Origin of the sequence: Caldisphaera sp., assembly GCF_046536515.1 — an archaeon.
GTDB lineage: Archaea > Thermoproteota > Thermoprotei_A > Sulfolobales > Acidilobaceae > Caldisphaera.
On record NZ_JAWDMQ010000003.1, the window covers coordinates 1 to 19958 of the forward strand.

The following is a 19958-nucleotide window of genomic DNA, read 5'->3' on the forward strand; positions in this document are numbered from 1 at the left end:
AAATATAAATAGGTTATAATTATTTCCTTTTTTCCAATAACATAATAGAAGCTAAAGATACATTTATAATCGCTATAACTAAGCCTAAAGTTAATGAACTTCTAAAGGGAATTGCTTGTTGTCATACTTTTATTGTTTTTTAGTATTTATAGGAGTTTTTAGTAGAAGTTATTTATATTGTTTATGTTGAATTAGCAGAGGTGATATTCGAAAAGATAGTTGCTTAGGTGATTGTTGGAGGAGAAATTTTTGTTGTAGCTATTCCTGTTTAGTTTTATGATGTATACATTAATTTGCGTACAGTATTTCAATAATAAATAGCATTAAAGGATTAAAGATTGTATATAAAAAACTTATAGTAAAAAGCGCGAGTATTACACCCCTTAAACTCTGAAACGTATTAAATTACAAATTGATTAAGGGGGATATATTTTGAAAGAAAAGATAATAGAAGCAGGTATATGCCCATATTGCAATGCGCCAACTGACTATAAATATGAAATAGATGGGCCTATTATGAAAGATAATGAACCTTATGTAGAGATTAGCTATCAAGTAAATTGCACTTTATGTGGATTTAACGAGTCTAGGACGATTTATATCCCCCTATCAGGTCTTTATGTTTTAAGATATATGTTAACACCAAGATCTAGGATTGCTTTGGAGAAAATTAAAATATTAACAGATATAAGAAAAATTGAAAATTCTGTTATAACAAATAAATAATTTAGCAAAAATTATATTTAATCCTTTGTATAAACGTAAACTATGAGCGGAGGTGCCCGAGCCTGGCCAAAGGGGACGGGCCTAGAACCCGTTGGCGTAGGCCTGCGTGGGTTCAAACCCCACCCTCCGCATACGAAACAAGGTTTTGAATTTAGAGCAATTTTTGTATACAGCTACAGCCTAATTTATAGCTATGTATTATCTGACCTCCTCTCCGCCCTGAAGGGCGAGGGTTCCCCTCATCTGTTCGGGATTACATCTGTCATTTTTACTCAACCTTGTATTTGGCTATATTGACTTTTCTCATGCAATTTGGGCATGTTGCATAATATTGCTTTTTGCCCTTGTAGTCCCATACATACCCACACCTAGGACATTTAAGTTTTACCACTACTTACCACAAGATAACTAATAAGAAAATAGCCCTTATAAGCTTTTCTCATCCCCGCCCTAAAAGGCGAGGCTTTCATTTGTAAAAGACAAGCTTGGTCAAAAAATTTTATAATTAAATAAGATCAAAATTTTATAATAGATTAATTATAAATTACCTTAATTACCATAAAAAATTTTTGTATGTAACCTTGCTTAAATTGAAAGGATAAAAATCTACAATACAACTTAGAATTAGGGATTTAAAATGAAAATACTAATAACTGGTGGTGCAGGCTTTATTGGATCCCATTTAGCCGATTATTTGGTAGAAAAAGGGTATGATGTTAAAGTAGTAGATAACTTGAGTTTCGGTAGTTTAGAAAACATAAAACATTTGATCGGTTTAAAAAACTTCGAGTTTATAAAAGGTGATTTAAGGGATTCAAATATAGCTTTAAATTCTGTGAAAGGAGTTGATGTGGTTTATCATTTAGCTGCTAACCCTGAAGTTAGAATTGGAGAGCAATCACCTGATTCTCTTTATGATTTAAACGTTTACATGACATATATTTTATTGGAAGCTATGAGAAAAAATGGAGTTAAGAAATTGGCCTTTACTTCTTCCTCTACTGTTTATGGAGATGCTAAGGTAATGCCAACTCCAGAAAATTATGCACCATTAGAGCCGATAAGTATTTATGGGGGAGCAAAGCTTGCTTCTGAGGCAATTATAAGTGCTTATTCTCATACATTTAACATGGTATCCGTTTCTTTCCGTTTGGCAAATGTAATAGGTAAGAGATCAAATCATGGGGTAATACATGATTTTATTGAGAAATTGAAAAAAGATAAAGATAAACTAGAAATATTAGGAGATGGAACACAAAGCAAAAGTTATATACACGTTAAAGATGTTATCGAAGGTATGTTTTATTTATTTAATAAAACAGAAGAAAAAGGATTAACATATGATGCATATAATGTAGGAAGCGAAGATCAAATTTCTGTTATGGATATAGCTAAAATTATTGTAAATGAGATGGGATTAAATCCAAAGATATATCTAACAGGAGGAGTTAATGGGGGTAGAGGATGGGTAGGTGATGTGAAGTATATGCTTTTAAGTATCGAAAAGGCGAAGTCCGTTGGATGGAAACCAAAATTAAATAGCTATGAAGCGGTTAAGAAAGCTGTTAGGGAGGCATTGGGAAAAGAATAGCGGTGTTTTAAATGCCTATTCAAGACGGCCAAAAAGTGTTAATCATTGCAGATAATAAAGCGGGGAGAAGAAAGCTTTATTATTTTACAGTAGACTCTAAGCAGTCATATTCTACGTTTCTTGGTAGCATTAGAGGAAAAGAAATAGCAGAAAAAAACTTTGGGGAAACAATAAAATTAGATAAAGGCTATTTATATTTAATAGAACCAAGCCTTTATGATAGGATAATGTATGAAATGAAAAGGAAAAGTCAAGTAATATACCCTAAGGATTCAGGCTATATAGCTAGTATATCTGGAATTAGAAAAGGAATGAAAGTATTAGAAGCTGGAATTGGTAGTGGTTTCTTAACTATTGAAATTGCAAAGCATGTTTGTCCTGATGGTAAGGTCTACGCTTATGATATAAGGGAAGATATGATAGAAATAGCAAAGAAAAATTTAGAAAAAGTAAAGTTTTTGGATTGTGTTATAATAAATAATTTGGATATTAGAGAAGGTATAAATGAAGAAAACTTTGATTCTGCTTTTTTAGATATGGCTGATCCATGGAATGCTTTAGATAAAATACATAAATCTATTAAAACTAGTGCCCCTGTTATAGTATTTATTCCTACAGTAAATCAAATTGAGAAACTTTTAGCTTACATAGACAATAAATATGTGATACAGGAAATCTCCGAGCTTATTAAGAGAGAATGGGAGCCTAGAAAAGAGGCTTTAAGGCCAACGGTAAGGACTATAGGGCATACAGGTTTTATTGTACTGTTGAGAACCATTAAGTAAAATTTAAGATTCTTCCTTGCTCTCATCGGTCCCTTCGCTTTCTTCTCCTTTGCTTTGGGCTCTGTAAATTTGATAAGATACCTCTGCTGTATACTTTAAAGCAGCCTTTGCTTTAAGCATTTCAATAGTTGTGTTTAGATTTTCAAATCTTATTTCAGAGATGCTTGCATCCGGCCTTTCTTTAATAATCAGTTTTACCTGATCCTCATCCTGTAAACCGTTTTTGATTTGAACAGACTTTAATTCTCCCTCAACGGTTTCCAAGTATTCTTTAAGTTCCTGAGGTAAAGGTATTGGTAAATCTGGTACTAATCTTACATAACCTTCTCCCCTATATATTTTTCCGATCTTCTTTCTTCCAATTTTAATTTCCTCACTTTTTTCATTAATGTTTTGCTTCGCAGAGTCTTCAATATAATTGAGAAGAGTTTCTATAATTTTTGTTTCCTCTTTTAGGTCTTCCAACTTCTTCTTTAACCACTCAATGAGATCGTCTTTTGTTATAGCTTTATTATCTGTAGCTTGGTCGCTCAATATATAACCCCATTAAATATATACTTTCTAAAATTTAATTAGGAGGATTACATAGTATTACACTCGACTTCTCCCTTATTATATGATTCCTTGAGGTCTAGAGGTTTTACTCCTTTATGGCTACTCTTTTTTATTATCCGTATTGTAAGATTAAAGTCAACTATAACTCCTCATTAGAGTTGCCCAAGGATTATGTGTTCATCAACAATGTTAGTTTGTGTAAAGTAGTACTTATGTTTAGTAAAGCATACCCTGTTAATAGCTAGCATTTAAAATAGCAAATTTTAAATCTCTACCATATCTTGAAAAGCAATGCTTTTCTTTTATCAAAATTTTTGTGTATAATAAGTTATATGGGATTAAAATTTAAACTTTATTCTAGATTATAATAAGAGAAAGTTCTGGAGGCGTAAAAAATGGATATAAAGGTGTTTGACATTAGAAACTTTGGGAACAAATTAAATGACATATTAAAAAATTTTGAATGGCCAAAGAATTTTAGCATACCAAAGACTATTGATTCAAGAGAAGGAATCGCAGTCATAGAAGGGAAAAAAGAATTTTCTTTTCAGCATTTGAAAGAAAAGAGTAACGGCATAGCGAAGTTTCTTTCAGATTTAAATATAAAAAGTAATGATATTGTAGGAGGTATAATGCAGCAAAGCTTTAATTTATTAGCATCTATTATAGGAACTTATAAAAATAATTCCATATTTATGTCGTTATCAACTCTTTTAGGAACAGAATCTATTAAATTAAGATTAGAAAAAACTAAATCCAAGATTGTCTTTTCCGATTATACTCAAACGAAAAAAATAAGAGAAGTAAGCAAGGATGTAATTATTGTTAGCGATGAAGGCGGTGATTACGATATAAATTCAATAACAAAGGCGTCTAATTTTGAATATGACACAAAACCAGATAAGCCATCGCATTTATTATTTACCTCAGGTTCAACAGGAGAGCCGAAAGGGGCTTTATTACCTCATAGCTGGATTTTAGGTATTTTGCCATCTTTTCAAATATCGTTGGATCTAGCTCCCAGAGAGAATGATGTATTTATGACCCCTATAGAATGGGCTTGGATTGGTGGGCTAGGTAATATGGCTCTACAATCTTTATACTATGGAATACCTTTAGTTGTTTATAAAAGGGAAGGAAAATTAGATGTATTTGATCTATTAAGCAAATATGAAAAGTATAAAGTAACAGGTACTGTATTAGTTCCGACAGCTCTGAGAATGATTATGAAATTAGGTGACGAATTTAAAAAATATGATATAAAGTTAAGATCTATATTAACGGGTTCAGAAATAGTTACATCGGATATATATGAATGGGGCAAAAAGATGGGGATAAGTATTAATAATACATATGGTCAAACTGAAACTGGACTAATAACTTGTGAAAGCTCTCTTTTAATTAATAAAAAAATTAACACTGTTGGTATTCCATGTCCTGGACATAACATAATAATAGTTGATGAGAATTACAATATTTTAGGAAGAAACGAAATTGGAGAAATAGCTTTAACTCTACCGGATCCTGGTGTAATGATAGAATATTATAAAAGCCCTGAATCAACATCTAAAAAGATTATTAATAATAAGTTTATATTAACTGGAGATATGGGTTACTTAGATTCAGAAGGATATCTTGTTTTTATAGGTAGGAAAGACGAAATCATAAAGGTATCTGGATATAGAATAAATCCCATAGAAATTGAAAGCATAATTAATTCTCATCCCTATGTTAAAGAGTCAGCTGTAGTAGGGATTGAAGATAAAGAGAAGGGAATGAAAATTGTTGCTTTCATTGTGTTAAGAGAAGGTGTAAAAGGTAGTGAAGATATTAAAGAGGAAATAAGAAACTACGTTAGGAAAAAATTTGCTTTATATGCATATCCAAGCATAATAGAATTTGTTGATTCGTTACCGACTACAACTACGGGTAAAATAAGAAGAAGTGAACTTAAACAAAGGATTTTAAATAATTATTAATTATTTATCTGATTCTCCTATTACATAAACGTATAAGGTTTTTTGCCAACCTAGCTTATCTCCAATAACCTTAACAGGCTTCCAACCAGGTATTTGGAAATCAAGCGTTACAACCCTGGTTCCAGGTTTGAGTTCTTGTTTTAGTTTTGGCTTTAAAGCTTCATTTACACTTGTAAGCAAATACATATATACTACTGTTGCGTCACTTATAGGTACTTTAAAGAAATCTCCTTGTATTACATGTACTCTTTCTTCTACCTTTTCTTCCCTTATTTTATTCATAATATCCTTTACAAGTTCTTCTCTCATTTCAACCCCTATAGCTTTTTTTATGGGGTATTTTTTTGCAGCCTCTATAATTATTCTTCCATCCCCGCAACCCAAATCATATAGTACATCGTTTTCCTTAAGATCTAAAGCTTCAAATACTAAATCAAATACCTCTTTTCTTGTAGGAACAAAAGGTACCGACGGACCACCGAATGCCATAGCTATCCACCTTAATTCTTCTTCAGCTCCCTCCACTTCTTTATTCATTTTTTCTCCCTTTTACACATTTCATATATATTTAATTAAATTTTTATATTTTTAAATATATCAGCAATTCTTTAATGTAGTATAGTTTCTATTATAATAAACTAGCGGACATTTTATATCTGCGACCTTTCCATCTATAATTTTCCCTAATATTATACTATGGTCCCCTCCATCATAAACTTTATATTTTGATAATATTAGGTAAGGCCTTTCAAGGTTAAGTATAGGTCCATATATGCTATCAATATATCCAATTTTTTCAAGCTTTTCTTTTGCACTTATTTTATCTGCCATTATTTTAGATATTTCTTCATCTCCATAATATAATAGAGTAATTATAAAATAATCAGAATTCACTAAAATTTCATGATTATGAGATTTTTTGTCTATAGAAATCATCATTAAAGCTGGATCCATGCTTATGCTAGTTAGACTTGATACAGTTATAGCAGAATAGTCGTTTTTGTTTTTTGATGTCACTACATATACCTGTTGTGCGGATTGCCTCATAAATTGCTTTAATAGTTCCTGTTCATTCATCGATATCGCCTAGTTTTAAATTCCTTTTTACTTTAATAAACATTTAATAATGGTCAACCAGTAATTCAAAGAAATGAAGATTCTATACCTGGAGGGTAATTTTGGTCTATTTTATAATAATAATTTGCCAATTTTATAATCGCTTTTTTAATAATATTTTCTGCCTTGTCTGTTGAAATTTTCATCTCTTTGCTTATCTCTTTCCAGCTCCTTCCCTGCATAACCTTTAATATAAGTATCTTTTTCTCTAATTCATCTAATAATTCTTTATTGATTGGTAAAATTTTAAAATAATTACTAACAATTTTAAAAATTATATCGTTTGTTGTCTCATATGTCATAGTTCCATAAAGGTATGCCCAAAGCCTCTTTTTCTCAATTTCGTTTAATTCTTCCATTCTTTCTTCTACCGGAGTTGAATTTAGTAATACTAAAGCTAATTCTGGCTCCATAGTTTTATAAGTATCATAAAGGCTATAGATAAGTTTTGTCTTAAGAATGTTTATAAGTATTTTTTCTATTTTCTTTACTTTTTCGGATAATGGTTTAAAAACTAACACTGTATATTCACCGCTGATAGGATTCCTATCAGGGCTTATGTGAATTATAGAAAAACCATTTTTAGCCCAGAAATTTGATAATTCTACATTAATGCCAAAACCACTTCCTATCCAATCTAGGTTCCTTTCTATGCTTTCATTAATCAAATTCAATATAAGCTTGCTTCCTAAACCTTTATTTTGAAGTAATGGATGCGTCGCAATTCTTACAATTCTCCATCCTCTAAGGTTTCCAAAATCGAAAATTCTATAGTGCTTTATAATTCTATCCGGTATTATATTTCCCCTTGTTTTATCCTCTAATAATAAAGACTTGCTGTATTCATAGCTTAGTCCTCCTTCTTCTGCAAGAAGTGAAGCTGAGACTACCTTTCCTTTATGTGTTGTTATTGCTCTAATGCTGTAATGCGGTGCATCAGCAATTAATGCTAAATCATCCGGCTCATTTCTATAATGGGCTTGTACATATATTCCGAATATTTGTCTTAATAGTTGCTCATTATTTAAAAACAACTCTTCGGGTTTTGTTATTAAATAATTTAGTTTTCCATTATTGATGTCTTTTAAATCCTGTTCATCTATTTCTGCAGGCTCAGCATCTAATAATAATACATCGAACACCCATTTTTCTATTGGATCATTTTCAGCATACCTTATTGGCGTAACCATTTCTAATAATTTTAATATTGTATTTTCATCCTTTTTTAAATAATTTAAAAACCTGAAACTAAATCCTCTACCAGCGCCTTCATACCCATGTAAGGTAGAAGCTATCAGAATTTTTTTATGAGACTGCCACAGCTTTACTAATAGCGTAACGGGAAGCCCGCTAGCCTCATCTATAGCTAGTATATCGCACCATTCCTGAATAGCATCCTTTGGTTCCAGATATGAAATAGAAAAGTTCTCTCCAGTAATACCATAAATTAGATTTTCTTTGTTTTTATCAACCTTAATCTTAAAGTTTTGTTTTTCCAATCCTTTTATAGCTAGTTCCATAAGGCTTTGCGTATTTTCAAGGCTTGGAGAAGTTACGATAATTTTAACTTTTTTCTTATCAGAAATTGATTTTACTAAGCCTGATAGGCTTAATCCTATTGCACAACTTTTCCCCCTTCCCCTGTTGGCTGTAACAACTATTACCTTCTTTTTTTCGCTAAAATCTATTAGAGATTCACTTTCTTTAATAACGTTTATTTGGTCTTGTGTTAAAGCTAGTTCATAAACCTCCTTTGGAAAAGTTATATCTGATGGTATTGATACCTCTTTCTCTTTAGGAATGTCGTATATTATTTCGGGCTCATTTATTATCTTATCGTTATCCGCATCATAGACAAAAACATTTTCTCTATGCTCCATTATTTTTTTCTTAAACCATGTTATAAAAACATTTCTGGGATTCTCATAATTTGCAACAACCAAGTTTCTCTTAAACAAAGTTACTTTGTTATCCCATTTGTCCCAAGATGGAGTTTGCAAAATTAATAATCCTCCTTTTTCTACTAGTCCTGATATTATTCCAATATAATTTGGTCTAAGATCTTCATAAAGATCTATTATAGCCCCTTGAAATGTTTGACCCATTAGCTTTTTCGAATCCTCAATTCTATATATTGATAATTTTAATTTCCCTCCCTTTTCTTTTACGTTTTTCTTCGCTATCTCTTTCTTCAATTTTGACGTATCGCTGCTATCGTAAAAGACGTACAAAAAATTTGAATCTTTAACAATTTGTTCTTCCCTTAAAATACTTTCATATAATAAAATTAATTTAGATGTTAATACACCAATTACCTCTTGATTTTCTCCGCTTAAAACAACCATAACCCTTTTCTTGCTTTTATACGATTGTAATATTGCTTTTTTAAATATTTTTAAAAATCTAAGAAATCCAATTGGCACATCAAAATTTATATCAAATGTTAATTCTTCAGCCTTCTTTTTTATGATTTCTTTGGTGTCCGATTTTAAATTTGTTTCTTCCTCCATTCTTCCCCTCTAATATATTGTTAGATTTTCAAATAATAAACCTAAAAGTATTCATAAAAAATAAAGCATAAAACTTTAATAGGTTTCCTTTCACTTTGTGAAATATGGGGCTGAGTAGTGGAAGGGAACTCTTTTATATTATGGCTTGATGAAATTAAAAACTTAGACATTGAATTATTAGGAGGCAAGGCAAAAGGACTAGTTGAGCTAACTCAGCATAATTTTCCAGTTCCGCCAGGACTAGTTATTACTTCTAAATCATATAAGTATTTTATAGAAAAAACAGGAATAAAGCAATATTTAAACGACACAGTTAAAAAGATAAGTTCATTAAAACCCGCTGAAATTGAAAAAATAAGTGAAGAAATATTAAGAAAATTTGAAGTTACAGATATACCAGACGATTTAAAGGATTTGATAGAACAATCATATATTGAGTTAGGTAAAAAATTAGGTATAGAAAATCCTAGAGTTGCTGTAAGAAGTAGTGCAACCTTAGAAGATGTTGCAGAGGCAAGCTTTGCTGGAATTCAAGATACATACTTAAACATACAAGGTATAGAGGAGTTACTTAAGCATGTAAAGATGGTATGGGCGAGCATATGGACTGCAAGGGCGTTAATTTACAGAGAGAGTTTAGGTTTAGATCATAGAAAAGTATCAATAGCTGTTATTGTACAGAAGATGGTTAATAGTAAAAGTTCAGGGGTTATGTTCACAGTTCATCCAGCTACTGGGGAAACAAATAAAATTGTTATAGAATCATCATGGGGCCTTGGAGAGTTGATTGTAGGAGGTATTGTAACGCCGGACAGCTTTGTCTTGGATAAAAATACATTAAATATAATTGAAAGAAGAATTTCTGCAAAAAAGATAGGTAGGTTTTACGATCCTATAAATAAGAAAAATGTTGATATAGAATTACTCGATAATCCAGAAGATTATCCGGAAGGACCTTTGTATGATTTGTTAAAGATGTTTGGTATAACTTCAAAATCCTCATCATTAAAAGATGAGGAGATAAAGTACTTAGCAGAAATTGCAAAGAAGGCAGAAGACTCATTTAATCATGCTTTAGACATGGAATGGGCTATAGATATGGATTTAACTTTTCCAAGAAATGTAATGATAGTCCAGGCTAGGTTTGAAACCGTATGGTCAAAGCAAAAAATAGGAAAAGAAGGAACTATTTTGACAAGAGGACTTCCTGCTAGCCCAGGTATTGCAAGCGGTTCAGCTAAAATAATACATACTGTTAATGAGGCTGTTGAGAAAATGAAGCCAGGAGATGTTTTGGTTACAAAAATGACTGACCCTGATTGGGTGCCATATATGAAAATGGCATCAGCTATAGTTACAGATGAAGGAGGTATGACAGCTCATGCTGCAATAGTTGCAAGAGAATTGGGTAAGCCTGCTGTCGTAGGTACTGGTAATGCAACTACAGTTATTAAAGACTCAACATTAATAACTGTAGATGGAAGTAGAGGTGTCGTCACTTATGGAATAACCGAGAAAAAGGAGGAGGGCAAAAAGGAAGAAAAAATAAGTTTAGAATTTCTAGCAGACCTTTACCCTATTACAGGAACAAAAATTTATATGAATTTAGGGGAGCCAGATGAAATTGATAGGTACGTTAATCTTCCATTCGACGGAATTGGCTTAATGAGAGTTGAATTCATTATTTCTAGTAAGATAGGCTATCATCCACTTTATTTACTAGAGCAGGGAAAGCCGGACGTTTTTATCGATGGATTAGCAGAAGGAATAGGAAAAGTTGCAGCAGCTATTTCACCAAGACCATTAGTTGTTAGATTTAGCGATTTTAAGACCAATGAATATAGCAGACTAAAAGGCGGAGAAAAATATGAACCAAGTGACGAAAGAAATCCTATGATAGGATGGAGGGGCGTATCTAGATACATACAAAAACCATACGAACCGGCTTTCAGGCTCGAAGTTAGAGCAATTAAAAAAGTTAGAGAAGAAATGGGCTTAAGAAATGTATATGTTATGTTTCCTTTTGTTAGAACAACTTGGGAATTAGAGAGAGCTATGAAAATAATGGAGGAAGAGGGGCTTAAAAGGAGTAAGGACTTTAAAGTTTGGATAATGGTTGAAGTACCTAGTACGGTAATTTTGGCGGATGAATTTGCAAAAATGGTAGACGGGTTTAGTGTTGGGAGTAATGACTTAACCCAACTTACATTAGGAGTAGACAGGGATAGCTCCTTGTTAGCTAAAATGGGATATTTTGATGAAAGAGATCCAGCAGTTTTGAAATCAATAGGCATGCTCATAGATGCTGCCCATAGAAATAATGCAACAGTAAGCATATGCGGCCAAGCTCCAAGCGTATACCCAGAAATTGTTGAAAACCTTGTAAGGAAAGGAATTGATTCTATAAGTGTAAATCCCGATGCTGTGATTAAAGTGAGGAGGCATGTAGCTAGTGTTGAGAGAAGAATATTGGTAGAAAACAGTATCAAAAAGCCTTAATCTATATTAATAAAATTCTCTTCTTCTGGTGTATATGAGCCGTTTTTCTCTAATATATTGAATACCTCAATTATTTCCTTTGTGTTTCCATTAATAAATAATATCCCTAGTTCGTTTTCTTCCATAACATTACCTAAATATAAGTATGCAGAAGTTGTTAATTTCCCTTTTTTAGAATAAAATACCAGTAAATTATACGAATTTTCTAGTATAGAAGAGATTTTTTCAAGATCGTTCATTGCCTCAACGGCTTTGATTTTATAGAAGGGAGGATAAACAATTATAAAAGATGTAGAGTTCTTTAGCTTTACTTTAATAATTTCTTTATCATCGGCTTTAACTATTTCTGCTCCTTTTTCTTTTAATTCGTTTAATATTATTTTTACTTCTTCATCTATCGCTTTAGGATCATATTTACTCTTTTCTCTTTTTGCTTCATCCAATAACGTGTTGTGAAATTCTTCTATCCCTATTACATCTATTGACAATCTTTGCACCAGATTTTATAATGCATAAAAGAATATTAAGACTTTACCTTCTTTAATATCAATGTTTTGATTTCATAAGGATTTAAGCAGATTTTATTGGTATTTAAATCAGTTTTTTCTGTTTCAATTAGATTAGTTTCTCCTACTATAAGATAGTTATCACTTTTTAATTCTGTGCATACATTCCTTCCATAGGTTTCCCATATCCTTAATATAGCATCTTCAGAGTCTTCCATCCTTTTTAATGTTCCAAACATTATGAAACTAGGATCTATCTCTAAAAAGCTTCTTTCATCTGCTTTTCCTTTTATATAAATTACTTCATTATTTAATTCCATAGCTAGTTTAGGTGTAAGAGATTCTCTCCAAGTGTTTTTATGAGGATATATCCAATATTTAATGCTTTGCTTTCCTCTGTCTAGTTTTGGATTAGGAAATAATGGAGACCTTAATAAAGATAAGCTAATTGTATTTGAAGAAACACTATATCCCTGCCTTCCAAAGTTTATTATTGATATACCATAGTCTGGATCATAAATATCAGTCCATTTCCACATAGGAACTTCGTATTTGGCCCTATCCCAACTATTGCTAGGTAAGGTAGGTCTCTCTATTACACCGTAAGGTATTTCAGCATGATTATATTGACCCATGATATTTGTTTTAATAACTATTTTAAGTAGCTTAAGATTTTCATTCCAATCTACATCATGATTTACCTCTATTACCTTATTATTTAAGCAAATCTTTGTTTCAATTTTAGAGTTGTTTATTTCATTAATAAAATTCAAGCAACTCTTTAAAGTCCCTTCTTCAGAATATTTAAAATTCAATTTAATTTTTTCGCATACTCTTTTATAGTTCTCATCAATATCCCATCCATCAAATTTTTCTGGCATATCTTCGCATAAAAGCAAATATATATCATTTATGGAATTCCTCTTGTTTTCTTTATCATAAATCTTTAAGCTATCCCTTTCATAGCTTATGACAAAATATTTATTTTCTATATGTTTATTGTTTGAAATTTCAGTGTTAGATTGAGTTAAACAAGGACCAATTTCATAAGAAACGAAACCTGAAGGAGGTAGCTCTATTTCAGTTAAATATTTCTCTCCAATTTTTTGACATACCTTGCCTTTTAACTGATTATCTATTTCAATTAATTCTTTTCTTTTCCAGGGCAAATGGTTGAAAAATGTTATGTATTTATCATCGTTTATTACCACACTTTTTAATATTAACGATAAAACTTCATTAAGCTGCTTTATTGTAGAAATAAGTTCCTTAACCATATTCTCATATACTTGATAGGTTGTTGTTGCCGAGATTGCGTCATGGAATTCAAGTTCAAGAAGCCTTAACCAATATTCTTCCAAGTTAATGTTCTTATCTAAAAGAGAGGACCAACTTTCGATCTGAATTAATTTCATTTCCGCTTCTCTTATCAGCTCTTTTAGTTTGACACCGTTTGTATATACCCCTCTGTGTGTTTCTAAGTAGAGCTCACCATACCAGGTAGGCAATAATTCTTTATGATCTTTGATTTCAATAATATGATCTTCTGGAGATTTAATTGTAAGTATGGGAAGGCCAGGAAATTTTTTATATATTAAAAATCTTTCTAACATTAACCAAGTTGGTCCTCCTCCTCCATCTCCATGGCCAAATACTAGAAATGCTGGCAAATCTTTTATTTCATGATCGTTCCAAGCGTTAACTAATTGATTTGGAGACAAGTCGCTACCGTATGTAGGATAATTTATTGAAGTGATCTCAGTACCGTCAATTCCTTTCCATAAAAATACCGAGTAAGGAAATTTATTTATATTATTCCAATATAGCTTGTGTGTGTAAAATCCATTTATTCCAGATTTCTTCATTATTTGAGGTAGCTGTCCTGAAAACCCAAAAGAATCTGGTAGCCAGCCTATAGTTGAAATTTGATTAAATTCTTTTAATAAAAACCTTTGGCCATAGAGGAACTGTTTAACTAAAGACTCTCCTCCTGGAAGATTTGTATCGCTTTCAACCCACATGCCTCCAAGAGGTATTAGTTTATGTTCTTTTACATAATTTTTAATCTCATTATAAAGGCTTGGATTTTCATCTTTTACCCATTTTAAATATACCATGTTTGATATACCATACTTTAAAAAATCATTGTTTTTGATTAAAGATAATACATTAGATAAGTTCCTATAAACTTTTTGTTTTGTTACATTTGTATCCCAAAGCCATGTAAAATCTATGTGGGCATGGGCAATTAAATCAAGATTGCCTATCGGACCAAATTTGTTTCTTAGTTTTTCCATACCTTTTTCTAATATTGATTCTGCCAATTCAGCGCTTTTTTTCAATTTTGAAAAATCTACCTCTTTTCCATCAATATCACTAATGCTTATATAATTCTCAAGGCTATTTAGATACCAAGGGGCTTTTATTAGCTGTGTTTTTAAGGCTATTTCTATTTTATCCCCTTTTATAGAATCTATTGTTATCTTGTCTAGAGAATCATTAAGTATCCTTAGCAACTCATTTGATATTGATGGCAAAATTTTTGATGCATCATTTATAAGTTTTGCTTTTATAAGGAACCTAAATGTAGAAGGTTCGAAGTAAATTAAATATATTTTGTTGATTGATATTTTGTTTTCTCCTAATAAACCAACATAAGATGGGCATAGTCTTATTAAACCTGATTTAGTTGCCTTAATCCACTTTCCATCAGTTATTTCTTTACTTCCAAATATTGCATATTTTTCATTTTCAATTTCTAGAGTGCCTTCTCCATCGATATCTATAAAAATCCAAGGTTCATTATTGCTATCAATAGACAAATCAGAGCAAAGACAAGAATCGCAATTTTTTAAATTTAATTCCTTATAGTCAACAATTGAATTGGTATAAATGTAAAAGAGTTTAACATCTAATGATCCCGGGCTTCTTTGTTCCAATTTATTCCCTAGATAATTTATTTTGAAAGAAATTATTAAACTTGCTTAAATTACTTTTTCGAGAATATCAGAATTTATTATGTTTGCATTATAAACTTTTTTGTAGTAAATTTCCCAATTTTTGTCGATCCTTGCTGCTACAGCATCCCTAATTACATAAATTTTGTATCCTCTGAAGAAGGCATCTGCAGCAGTGTGTCTTACACAAATATCTGCATCTAGGCCTGCTAGAAAAATAGTATCGATATTATTAGTTCTTAAAAGATAATCCAATGGTGTGCCATAAAAAGCGCTGTACGCATGTTTTTCTAATACGTAATCGTTTATATCTGGTTTTATTTCATCATAAACTTTAGCGCCTTCTGTTCCTTTCATAGCATGAGGTCCCCATAAAGAAATTTCAAAATCATTATAGTAGTGTGAGTCATTAACATAAAATATTGGATAATTCTTTTTCCTAAAAATATCAATAGCCTTCTTTGTAGGTTTAACTGTTAATATAGCTTCATCAGTTTTCAAAGCGCCAGAGATGAAATCGTTTAACATATCAATTATTATGAGGCCAGGTTTCATGAAATTCACCAAAAGAAACAGTTGTTCTCTAAGTTAATATATTTTCATTAATACGGATAAATATGTTTTATTTATATCAACTAATTTTACTGTTATTATAAAGTATTGTCTACTCTTAGAAGGGGATAGGCCTGATTTATATCAAATTTTTAATCTTAACGGCGATTTCGCTTATGTTAACATTAATTCTTTCATTGGTTTTAGTATTGTAAATTGTAACGGTGTTAGTTTCTTTTTCTTTCTTTCCAACAAAAATTAATAAAGGTATTTTTAATTTGTTTGCCTTTTTCCTTTGTTGATCCTCCTTACTTCTATTCAGATCTATTTTAACATTATATCCATTAAATCTTAAAAGATTTGCAACATCCCATGCATATTTAAACGTTTCTTCCTCAATAAAAATTATCTGTATTTCAGTAAAAGTCTTCTTATCTAGATTATAAATTCCTAATTCTAAACCTGCATCAATTATTCTTTCAATTCCAATGCTTCCACCAGTTGCAGGTATTTGCTTTCCTGAAAAAATTCCTGCCAAATTATCATATCTTCCTCCTCCTGAAACGCTTCCAATTTTTGGTTCTTTTAATACTACTTCATAAATTGGACCAGTATAATAATCTAACCCTCTGACTAAACTCAGATCGATAACAACTTTATCTTTATTATTAACTAATCCAAGCATTTCATTTAAATGATCATATGCATTTTTTACGAGCGTATTTTTTCCATACTTTTTATCAATATTTTCAACTATTTCATTGGGTTTTCCTTTCATGCTGATTAAATCAATAATTTTTTCTACTACATCATTATTAAGCAGCTGGCTTAGCTCTTTCTTAACATTATCTATGCCAATCTTATCTAGCTTATCAATGATTCTATAAATTGTAATTGGGGACTTTATATTAAGTTCCTGTTCAAATATTCCTGATAGAAGTCTTCTGTCGTTTATTCTTACATCAAATCCGGACTCAAAACCAAGAGATTTAACTGCATCTATAATTAAGTTTATCATTTCAGCATCAGCCTCTGGATATGGAGAGCCAACAATATCAGCATCGCATTGATAGAATTCTCTATACCTTCCTTTTTGCGGCTCTTCATGTCTCCATACAGGACCTATTTGATATCTTTTAAATGGCATTTGTAAATCCAGATGAGAGGATATAAATCTTGCTAGAGGTACTGTTAAATCGTATCTCAAAGCATATTCTCTTTCACTCCAAGGATCTTTAAAACGCCATATTAATCTATTTTCTGCCTCCTCTCCGTATTTTCCGGATAAGGTTTCCCAATATTCAACTGAAGGTGTATCTAAAGGGTCAAATCCGTATTTTTTAAAGACATTTTCTAGCTTTGATATCAAGCTTTTCCTTAATATCATTATTTCAGGGGGAAAATCCCTAAAACCTCTAGGCGGTCTAAATTCTTTTGACATTTTTCTCCCCTTATTTTGTTTAAACTTCTAAATAAATTTGTTTATCAGGTATTTCTGCTTTAATTTCACACACATTATTTATTTTAATGTTATCTTTTATATATATCAATAAATCCTCAAATGTTCCCTCGTTTCCTACTATTTCCCATAGTTTTTTTCTATTAATGTTTTTTAAAAAAGTCGAAAATAATTTTTGCAATTTCTCTATATCTATTATAGGTTTCTTATCAGTAACATAATTACAGATGCATAGGGTCAATTTTATATCATGGCCATGTATATCGTAACCCATACTTTCAATTTTCATAGCCACGCTTATATTATCTGATACGCATAGTTTCCATTTCAATCTAAATCCTATTATTTAATTGCTTCAAATTAATATTTAATCTTATTCCTTATGAATTATGGGAATTAATTATATTAAAATTGAGTAGAGATAATTCAACATAAAGAGTTAAAAATTGAGATAAATATTAAAATTGAAGGGAGATATAAAATGCTTAAAAATAACTTTGTCCAAGACATATACGAAAATTACCAGAGCCATTTAAACAAAGATGTTAAGATATGCGGTTGGGTAAGTAATATAAGAGATTTAGGCGGAGTTAAATTTGTATTGTTAAGAGACAGAACTGGAGTGATGCAGCTTGTATTTAAAAAGGGGATAACCCCTGAAGAAGAAATTGAAAAATCAAAAGATCTGATAAAGGAATCTATTATATGTATTGAAGGAATTTTAACCGAGGGTAAATCATCATTGAAATATGAAGTACAAGTAAAAAAATTAAACATATTAAATAAGCCTTATGAACCAATACCATTAGATCCTGATAGTAGTATTGAAGCACAATTTAATGTGAGGCTTGATTATAGATGGCTCGATGTAAGGAACAGGAGAGTATCAGCAATATTTATATTTGAATCATGGGTTGCGAAGACTTTTAGAGAATATTTAACAGACAATGGTTTTGTTGAAATATTTACTCCAAAAATTGTTGCAACAGGTACAGAAGGAGGGGCTGAAGTATTTCCTGTTATTTATTTCGGTAAAGAAGCGTATTTAGCTCAGAGCCCGCAATTTTATAAGCAATTGGCAGTTATATCAGGTTTAGAAAGAGTTTTTGAAATAGGACCAGTATTTAGAGCAGAAGCTCATCATACTGTAAGGCATTTATCAGAGTTTCATGGACTAGATATGGAGATGGGATATATAAGTAATGTTGATGATGTTATGAATACTGTAGAGGGATTCTTTAAGAGGATGTCGGAAAAGGCTTTAAGTGATAAGTATTTAAAACCTGTTAAAGAGTTTTTCAATTTAGAGGTCTCAATGCCAGAGAGAATACCTAGAATACCTATAAGAGAAGCTTATAAGATATTAGAAAATTATTATGGGAAGCATTTAGAAATTGGTGATGATTTAGACACTGAATCAGAAAGACTTTTAGGTGAATATGTTAAAAAGGAATTTAATAGCGATTTTGTTTTTATAACTGAATATCCGTGGAAGGTAAGACCATTTTATACTATGAGGAAGCAAGAAGATAATCAATGGACTTATGGTTTTGATTTGTTATTTAAAGGATTAGAGGTAGCTACCGGAAGTCAAAGAGAGCATAGGTATGATATGTTAATTAAAAATTTAAAAGATAAAGGATTAGATGAAAAAAGGTTTAAGTTTTATTTAGATTTCTTCAAAGATGGGACTCCACCTCATGGAGGAGTTGGTCTAGGATTAGAAAGAATAGTGAAGCAATTCTTAAACCTTGATAATGTTAGAGAAGCAAGATTACTGCCGAGAGATACTGAAAGGATAACGCCATAAGTGTGAATATGAATGTATTTATTATGGTTTTCTTTATTCTTCATGCTTGTATTTGGAATTAGTTTAGAATTTTTATTTAAGAAAAATTTTAAGTATTTGATTTTTATTTGGATTTTATTATCAATTTTTTTCATTTTTTTGTTATATTTTAGTTTAGGACCTCGTGACTCTTACTTATATTTGGTATCTTATTTGTTAGAAATTTCACTTAGCATAGACAATATCCTTGTTTTCTTGCTTATATTTAAACAATTTTCTATATCTTTTGAATCTCAAGAAAAGGTTGTAGCAATAGGAAGCTATTCTGCATTGATATTTAGGTTTCTTTTTGTTTTTGCAGGCATCAAATTGATAGATATATTCAATTTAGGATCTGTTATATTATCTTTGCTTGTTTTATTTAGTGCATATGAATTGGGAAAAAATGAAGTAAAGAATGAAAGTGAAGAATCTAGGCTTATATCATTTTTTAAGAAAAAAATGAAAGCTGATTTCTCTAACGAAAAATTTTCTTTTTTCATTAAAAAGGACGGTAAAATTTATCCTACAAAATATTTCTTTGTTATTTTGGCAATTGAGGCTTCTGATATAATTTTTGCATTTGATTCAATACCTGCGATAGTTCTACTTACAAAAAATGAAATCATAGCATATTCTTCAACTATATTCGGAACAATGATGATTAGATCTATATATTTTAATGTAAACAAATCATTGATAAATTTAAAACATATAGATGGATTTCTTGCTGTAGGATTAGGTTATATAGGCATTGCTTCATTAATAAATAGTATAAGCAAATCTTTGAATCTCAATTATTTTATACCAGAATATATTTCAATAATTATCATAATATTTATTATAGTCTTAGCTTTATTATATTCATTTTTATTAAATAAAAAAGGAAGATAGC

17 protein-coding genes and 1 tRNA gene are annotated in these 19958 nt (G+C 30.8%); 8 read left to right on the forward strand and 10 right to left on the reverse strand.

Annotated features, from left to right (window positions below; all coding sequences use genetic code 11):
- Positions 1–432: 432 nt before the first annotated feature.
- Positions 433–726: a hypothetical protein gene (locus tag RXO53_RS00895; protein WP_410712399.1), complete on the forward strand. Its 294-nt coding sequence runs from the start codon at positions 433–435 to the stop codon at positions 724–726.
- Between the two features lie 46 nt (positions 727–772).
- Positions 773–857 (forward strand) — tRNA-Leu (locus RXO53_RS00900).
- A 137-nt stretch (positions 858–994) separates the two neighbouring features.
- On the opposite strand, the gene RXO53_RS00905 is transcribed toward RXO53_RS00900, so the two are convergent.
- Positions 995–1117 (reverse strand): hypothetical protein, encoded by a 123-nt coding sequence (locus tag RXO53_RS00905; protein WP_410712395.1) that lies wholly within the window; start codon positions 1115–1117, stop codon positions 995–997.
- A 246-nt stretch (positions 1118–1363) separates the two neighbouring features.
- On the opposite strand from RXO53_RS00905, the gene RXO53_RS00910 reads away from it, so the two are divergent.
- Positions 1364–2317 carry an NAD-dependent epimerase/dehydratase family protein gene (locus tag RXO53_RS00910; RefSeq protein ID WP_410712400.1) on the forward strand — a complete coding sequence of 318 codons (954 nt, stop codon included), beginning with the start codon at positions 1364–1366 and terminating at the stop codon, positions 2315–2317.
- An 11-nt stretch (positions 2318–2328) separates the two neighbouring features.
- Positions 2329–3102, forward strand: coding sequence for a tRNA (adenine-N1)-methyltransferase (locus RXO53_RS00915; protein WP_410712401.1), 774 nt, complete (start codon positions 2329–2331; stop codon positions 3100–3102).
- Between the two features lie 3 nt (positions 3103–3105).
- Here the strand turns inward: RXO53_RS00915 and RXO53_RS00920 are convergent, their stop codons facing one another.
- Positions 3106–3636: a hypothetical protein gene (locus RXO53_RS00920; RefSeq protein WP_410712402.1), complete on the reverse strand. Its 531-nt coding sequence runs from the start codon at positions 3634–3636 to the stop codon at positions 3106–3108.
- 416 nt (positions 3637–4052) lie between these two features.
- Between RXO53_RS00920 and RXO53_RS00925 the strand changes: the two genes are divergently transcribed.
- Positions 4053–5636 (forward strand): AMP-binding protein, encoded by a 1584-nt coding sequence (locus RXO53_RS00925; protein WP_410712403.1) that lies wholly within the window; start codon positions 4053–4055, stop codon positions 5634–5636.
- On the opposite strand, the gene RXO53_RS00930 is transcribed toward RXO53_RS00925, so the two are convergent.
- The 3 genes from RXO53_RS00930 to RXO53_RS00940 form a co-directional block, all read right to left on the reverse strand.
- Positions 5637–6125: a class I SAM-dependent methyltransferase gene (locus RXO53_RS00930; protein ID WP_410712442.1), complete on the reverse strand. Its 489-nt coding sequence runs from the start codon at positions 6123–6125 to the stop codon at positions 5637–5639.
- Positions 6126–6233: 108 nt separating this feature from the next.
- Positions 6234–6713 (reverse strand): flavin reductase family protein, encoded by a 480-nt coding sequence (locus RXO53_RS00935; RefSeq protein ID WP_410712404.1) that lies wholly within the window; start codon positions 6711–6713, stop codon positions 6234–6236.
- A gap of 65 nt (positions 6714–6778) precedes the next feature.
- Positions 6779–9262, reverse strand: coding sequence for a tRNA(Met) cytidine acetyltransferase TmcA (locus RXO53_RS00940; protein WP_410712405.1), 2484 nt, complete (start codon positions 9260–9262; stop codon positions 6779–6781).
- A 117-nt stretch (positions 9263–9379) separates the two neighbouring features.
- On the opposite strand from RXO53_RS00940, the gene ppsA reads away from it, so the two are divergent.
- Positions 9380–11761 carry a pyruvate, water dikinase gene (ppsA, locus tag RXO53_RS00945; RefSeq protein ID WP_410712406.1) on the forward strand — a complete coding sequence of 794 codons (2382 nt, stop codon included), beginning with the start codon at positions 9380–9382 and terminating at the stop codon, positions 11759–11761.
- Here the strand turns inward: ppsA and RXO53_RS00950 are convergent.
- The 5 genes from RXO53_RS00950 to RXO53_RS00970 form a co-directional block, all read right to left on the reverse strand.
- Positions 11758–12249, reverse strand: a complete 492-nt coding sequence (locus tag RXO53_RS00950) for a hypothetical protein (protein ID WP_410712407.1) — start codon at positions 12247–12249, stop codon at positions 11758–11760. The genes ppsA and RXO53_RS00950 overlap by 4 nt on opposite strands.
- A 35-nt stretch (positions 12250–12284) precedes the next feature.
- Positions 12285–15206, reverse strand: a complete 2922-nt coding sequence (locus tag RXO53_RS00955) for an alpha-mannosidase (RefSeq protein ID WP_410712408.1) — start codon at positions 15204–15206, stop codon at positions 12285–12287.
- 45 nt (positions 15207–15251) lie between these two features.
- Positions 15252–15779, reverse strand: a complete 528-nt coding sequence (locus RXO53_RS00960; RefSeq protein ID WP_410712409.1) for a cysteine hydrolase family protein — start codon at positions 15777–15779, stop codon at positions 15252–15254.
- Between the two features lie 136 nt (positions 15780–15915).
- Positions 15916–17217, reverse strand: coding sequence for a histidine--tRNA ligase (hisS, locus tag RXO53_RS00965; RefSeq protein ID WP_410712410.1), 1302 nt, complete (start codon positions 17215–17217; stop codon positions 15916–15918).
- Positions 17218–17236: 19 nt separating this feature from the next.
- A complete protein-coding gene (locus RXO53_RS00970; protein WP_410712411.1) occupies positions 17237–17566 on the reverse strand; it encodes a hypothetical protein in 330 nt (109 codons plus the stop codon).
- A 150-nt stretch (positions 17567–17716) separates the two neighbouring features.
- On the opposite strand from RXO53_RS00970, the gene aspS reads away from it, so the two are divergent.
- Positions 17717–19045, forward strand: coding sequence for an aspartate--tRNA(Asn) ligase (aspS, locus tag RXO53_RS00975; RefSeq protein ID WP_410712412.1), 1329 nt, complete (start codon positions 17717–17719; stop codon positions 19043–19045).
- A gap of 192 nt (positions 19046–19237) precedes the next feature.
- Complete coding sequence (locus RXO53_RS00980; RefSeq protein ID WP_410712413.1) at positions 19238–19957, forward strand: TerC family protein; 720 nt, start codon at positions 19238–19240, stop codon at positions 19955–19957.
- The last annotated feature ends 1 nt before the right edge of the window (position 19958 follow it).

Coding starts and splice junctions, on each gene's coding strand:
- RXO53_RS00910 (WP_410712400.1), top strand. CDS start 1,364: ATGAAAATACTAATAACTGGTGGTGCAGGCTTTATTGGATCCCATTTA.
- RXO53_RS00915 (WP_410712401.1), top strand. CDS start 2,329: ATGCCTATTCAAGACGGCCAAAAAGTGTTAATCATTGCAGATAATAAA.
- RXO53_RS00925 (WP_410712403.1), top strand. CDS start 4,053: ATGGATATAAAGGTGTTTGACATTAGAAACTTTGGGAACAAATTAAAT.
- RXO53_RS00930 (WP_410712442.1), bottom strand. CDS start 6,125: ATGGCATTCGGTGGTCCGTCGGTACCTTTTGTTCCTACAAGAAAAGAG.
- RXO53_RS00935 (WP_410712404.1), bottom strand. CDS start 6,713: ATGAATGAACAGGAACTATTAAAGCAATTTATGAGGCAATCCGCACAA.
- RXO53_RS00940 (WP_410712405.1), bottom strand. CDS start 9,262: ATGGAGGAAGAAACAAATTTAAAATCGGACACCAAAGAAATCATAAAA.
- RXO53_RS00960 (WP_410712409.1), bottom strand. CDS start 15,779: ATGAAACCTGGCCTCATAATAATTGATATGTTAAACGATTTCATCTCT.
- hisS (WP_410712410.1), bottom strand. CDS start 17,217: ATGTCAAAAGAATTTAGACCGCCTAGAGGTTTTAGGGATTTTCCCCCT.
- aspS (WP_410712412.1), top strand. CDS start 17,717: ATGCTTAAAAATAACTTTGTCCAAGACATATACGAAAATTACCAGAGC.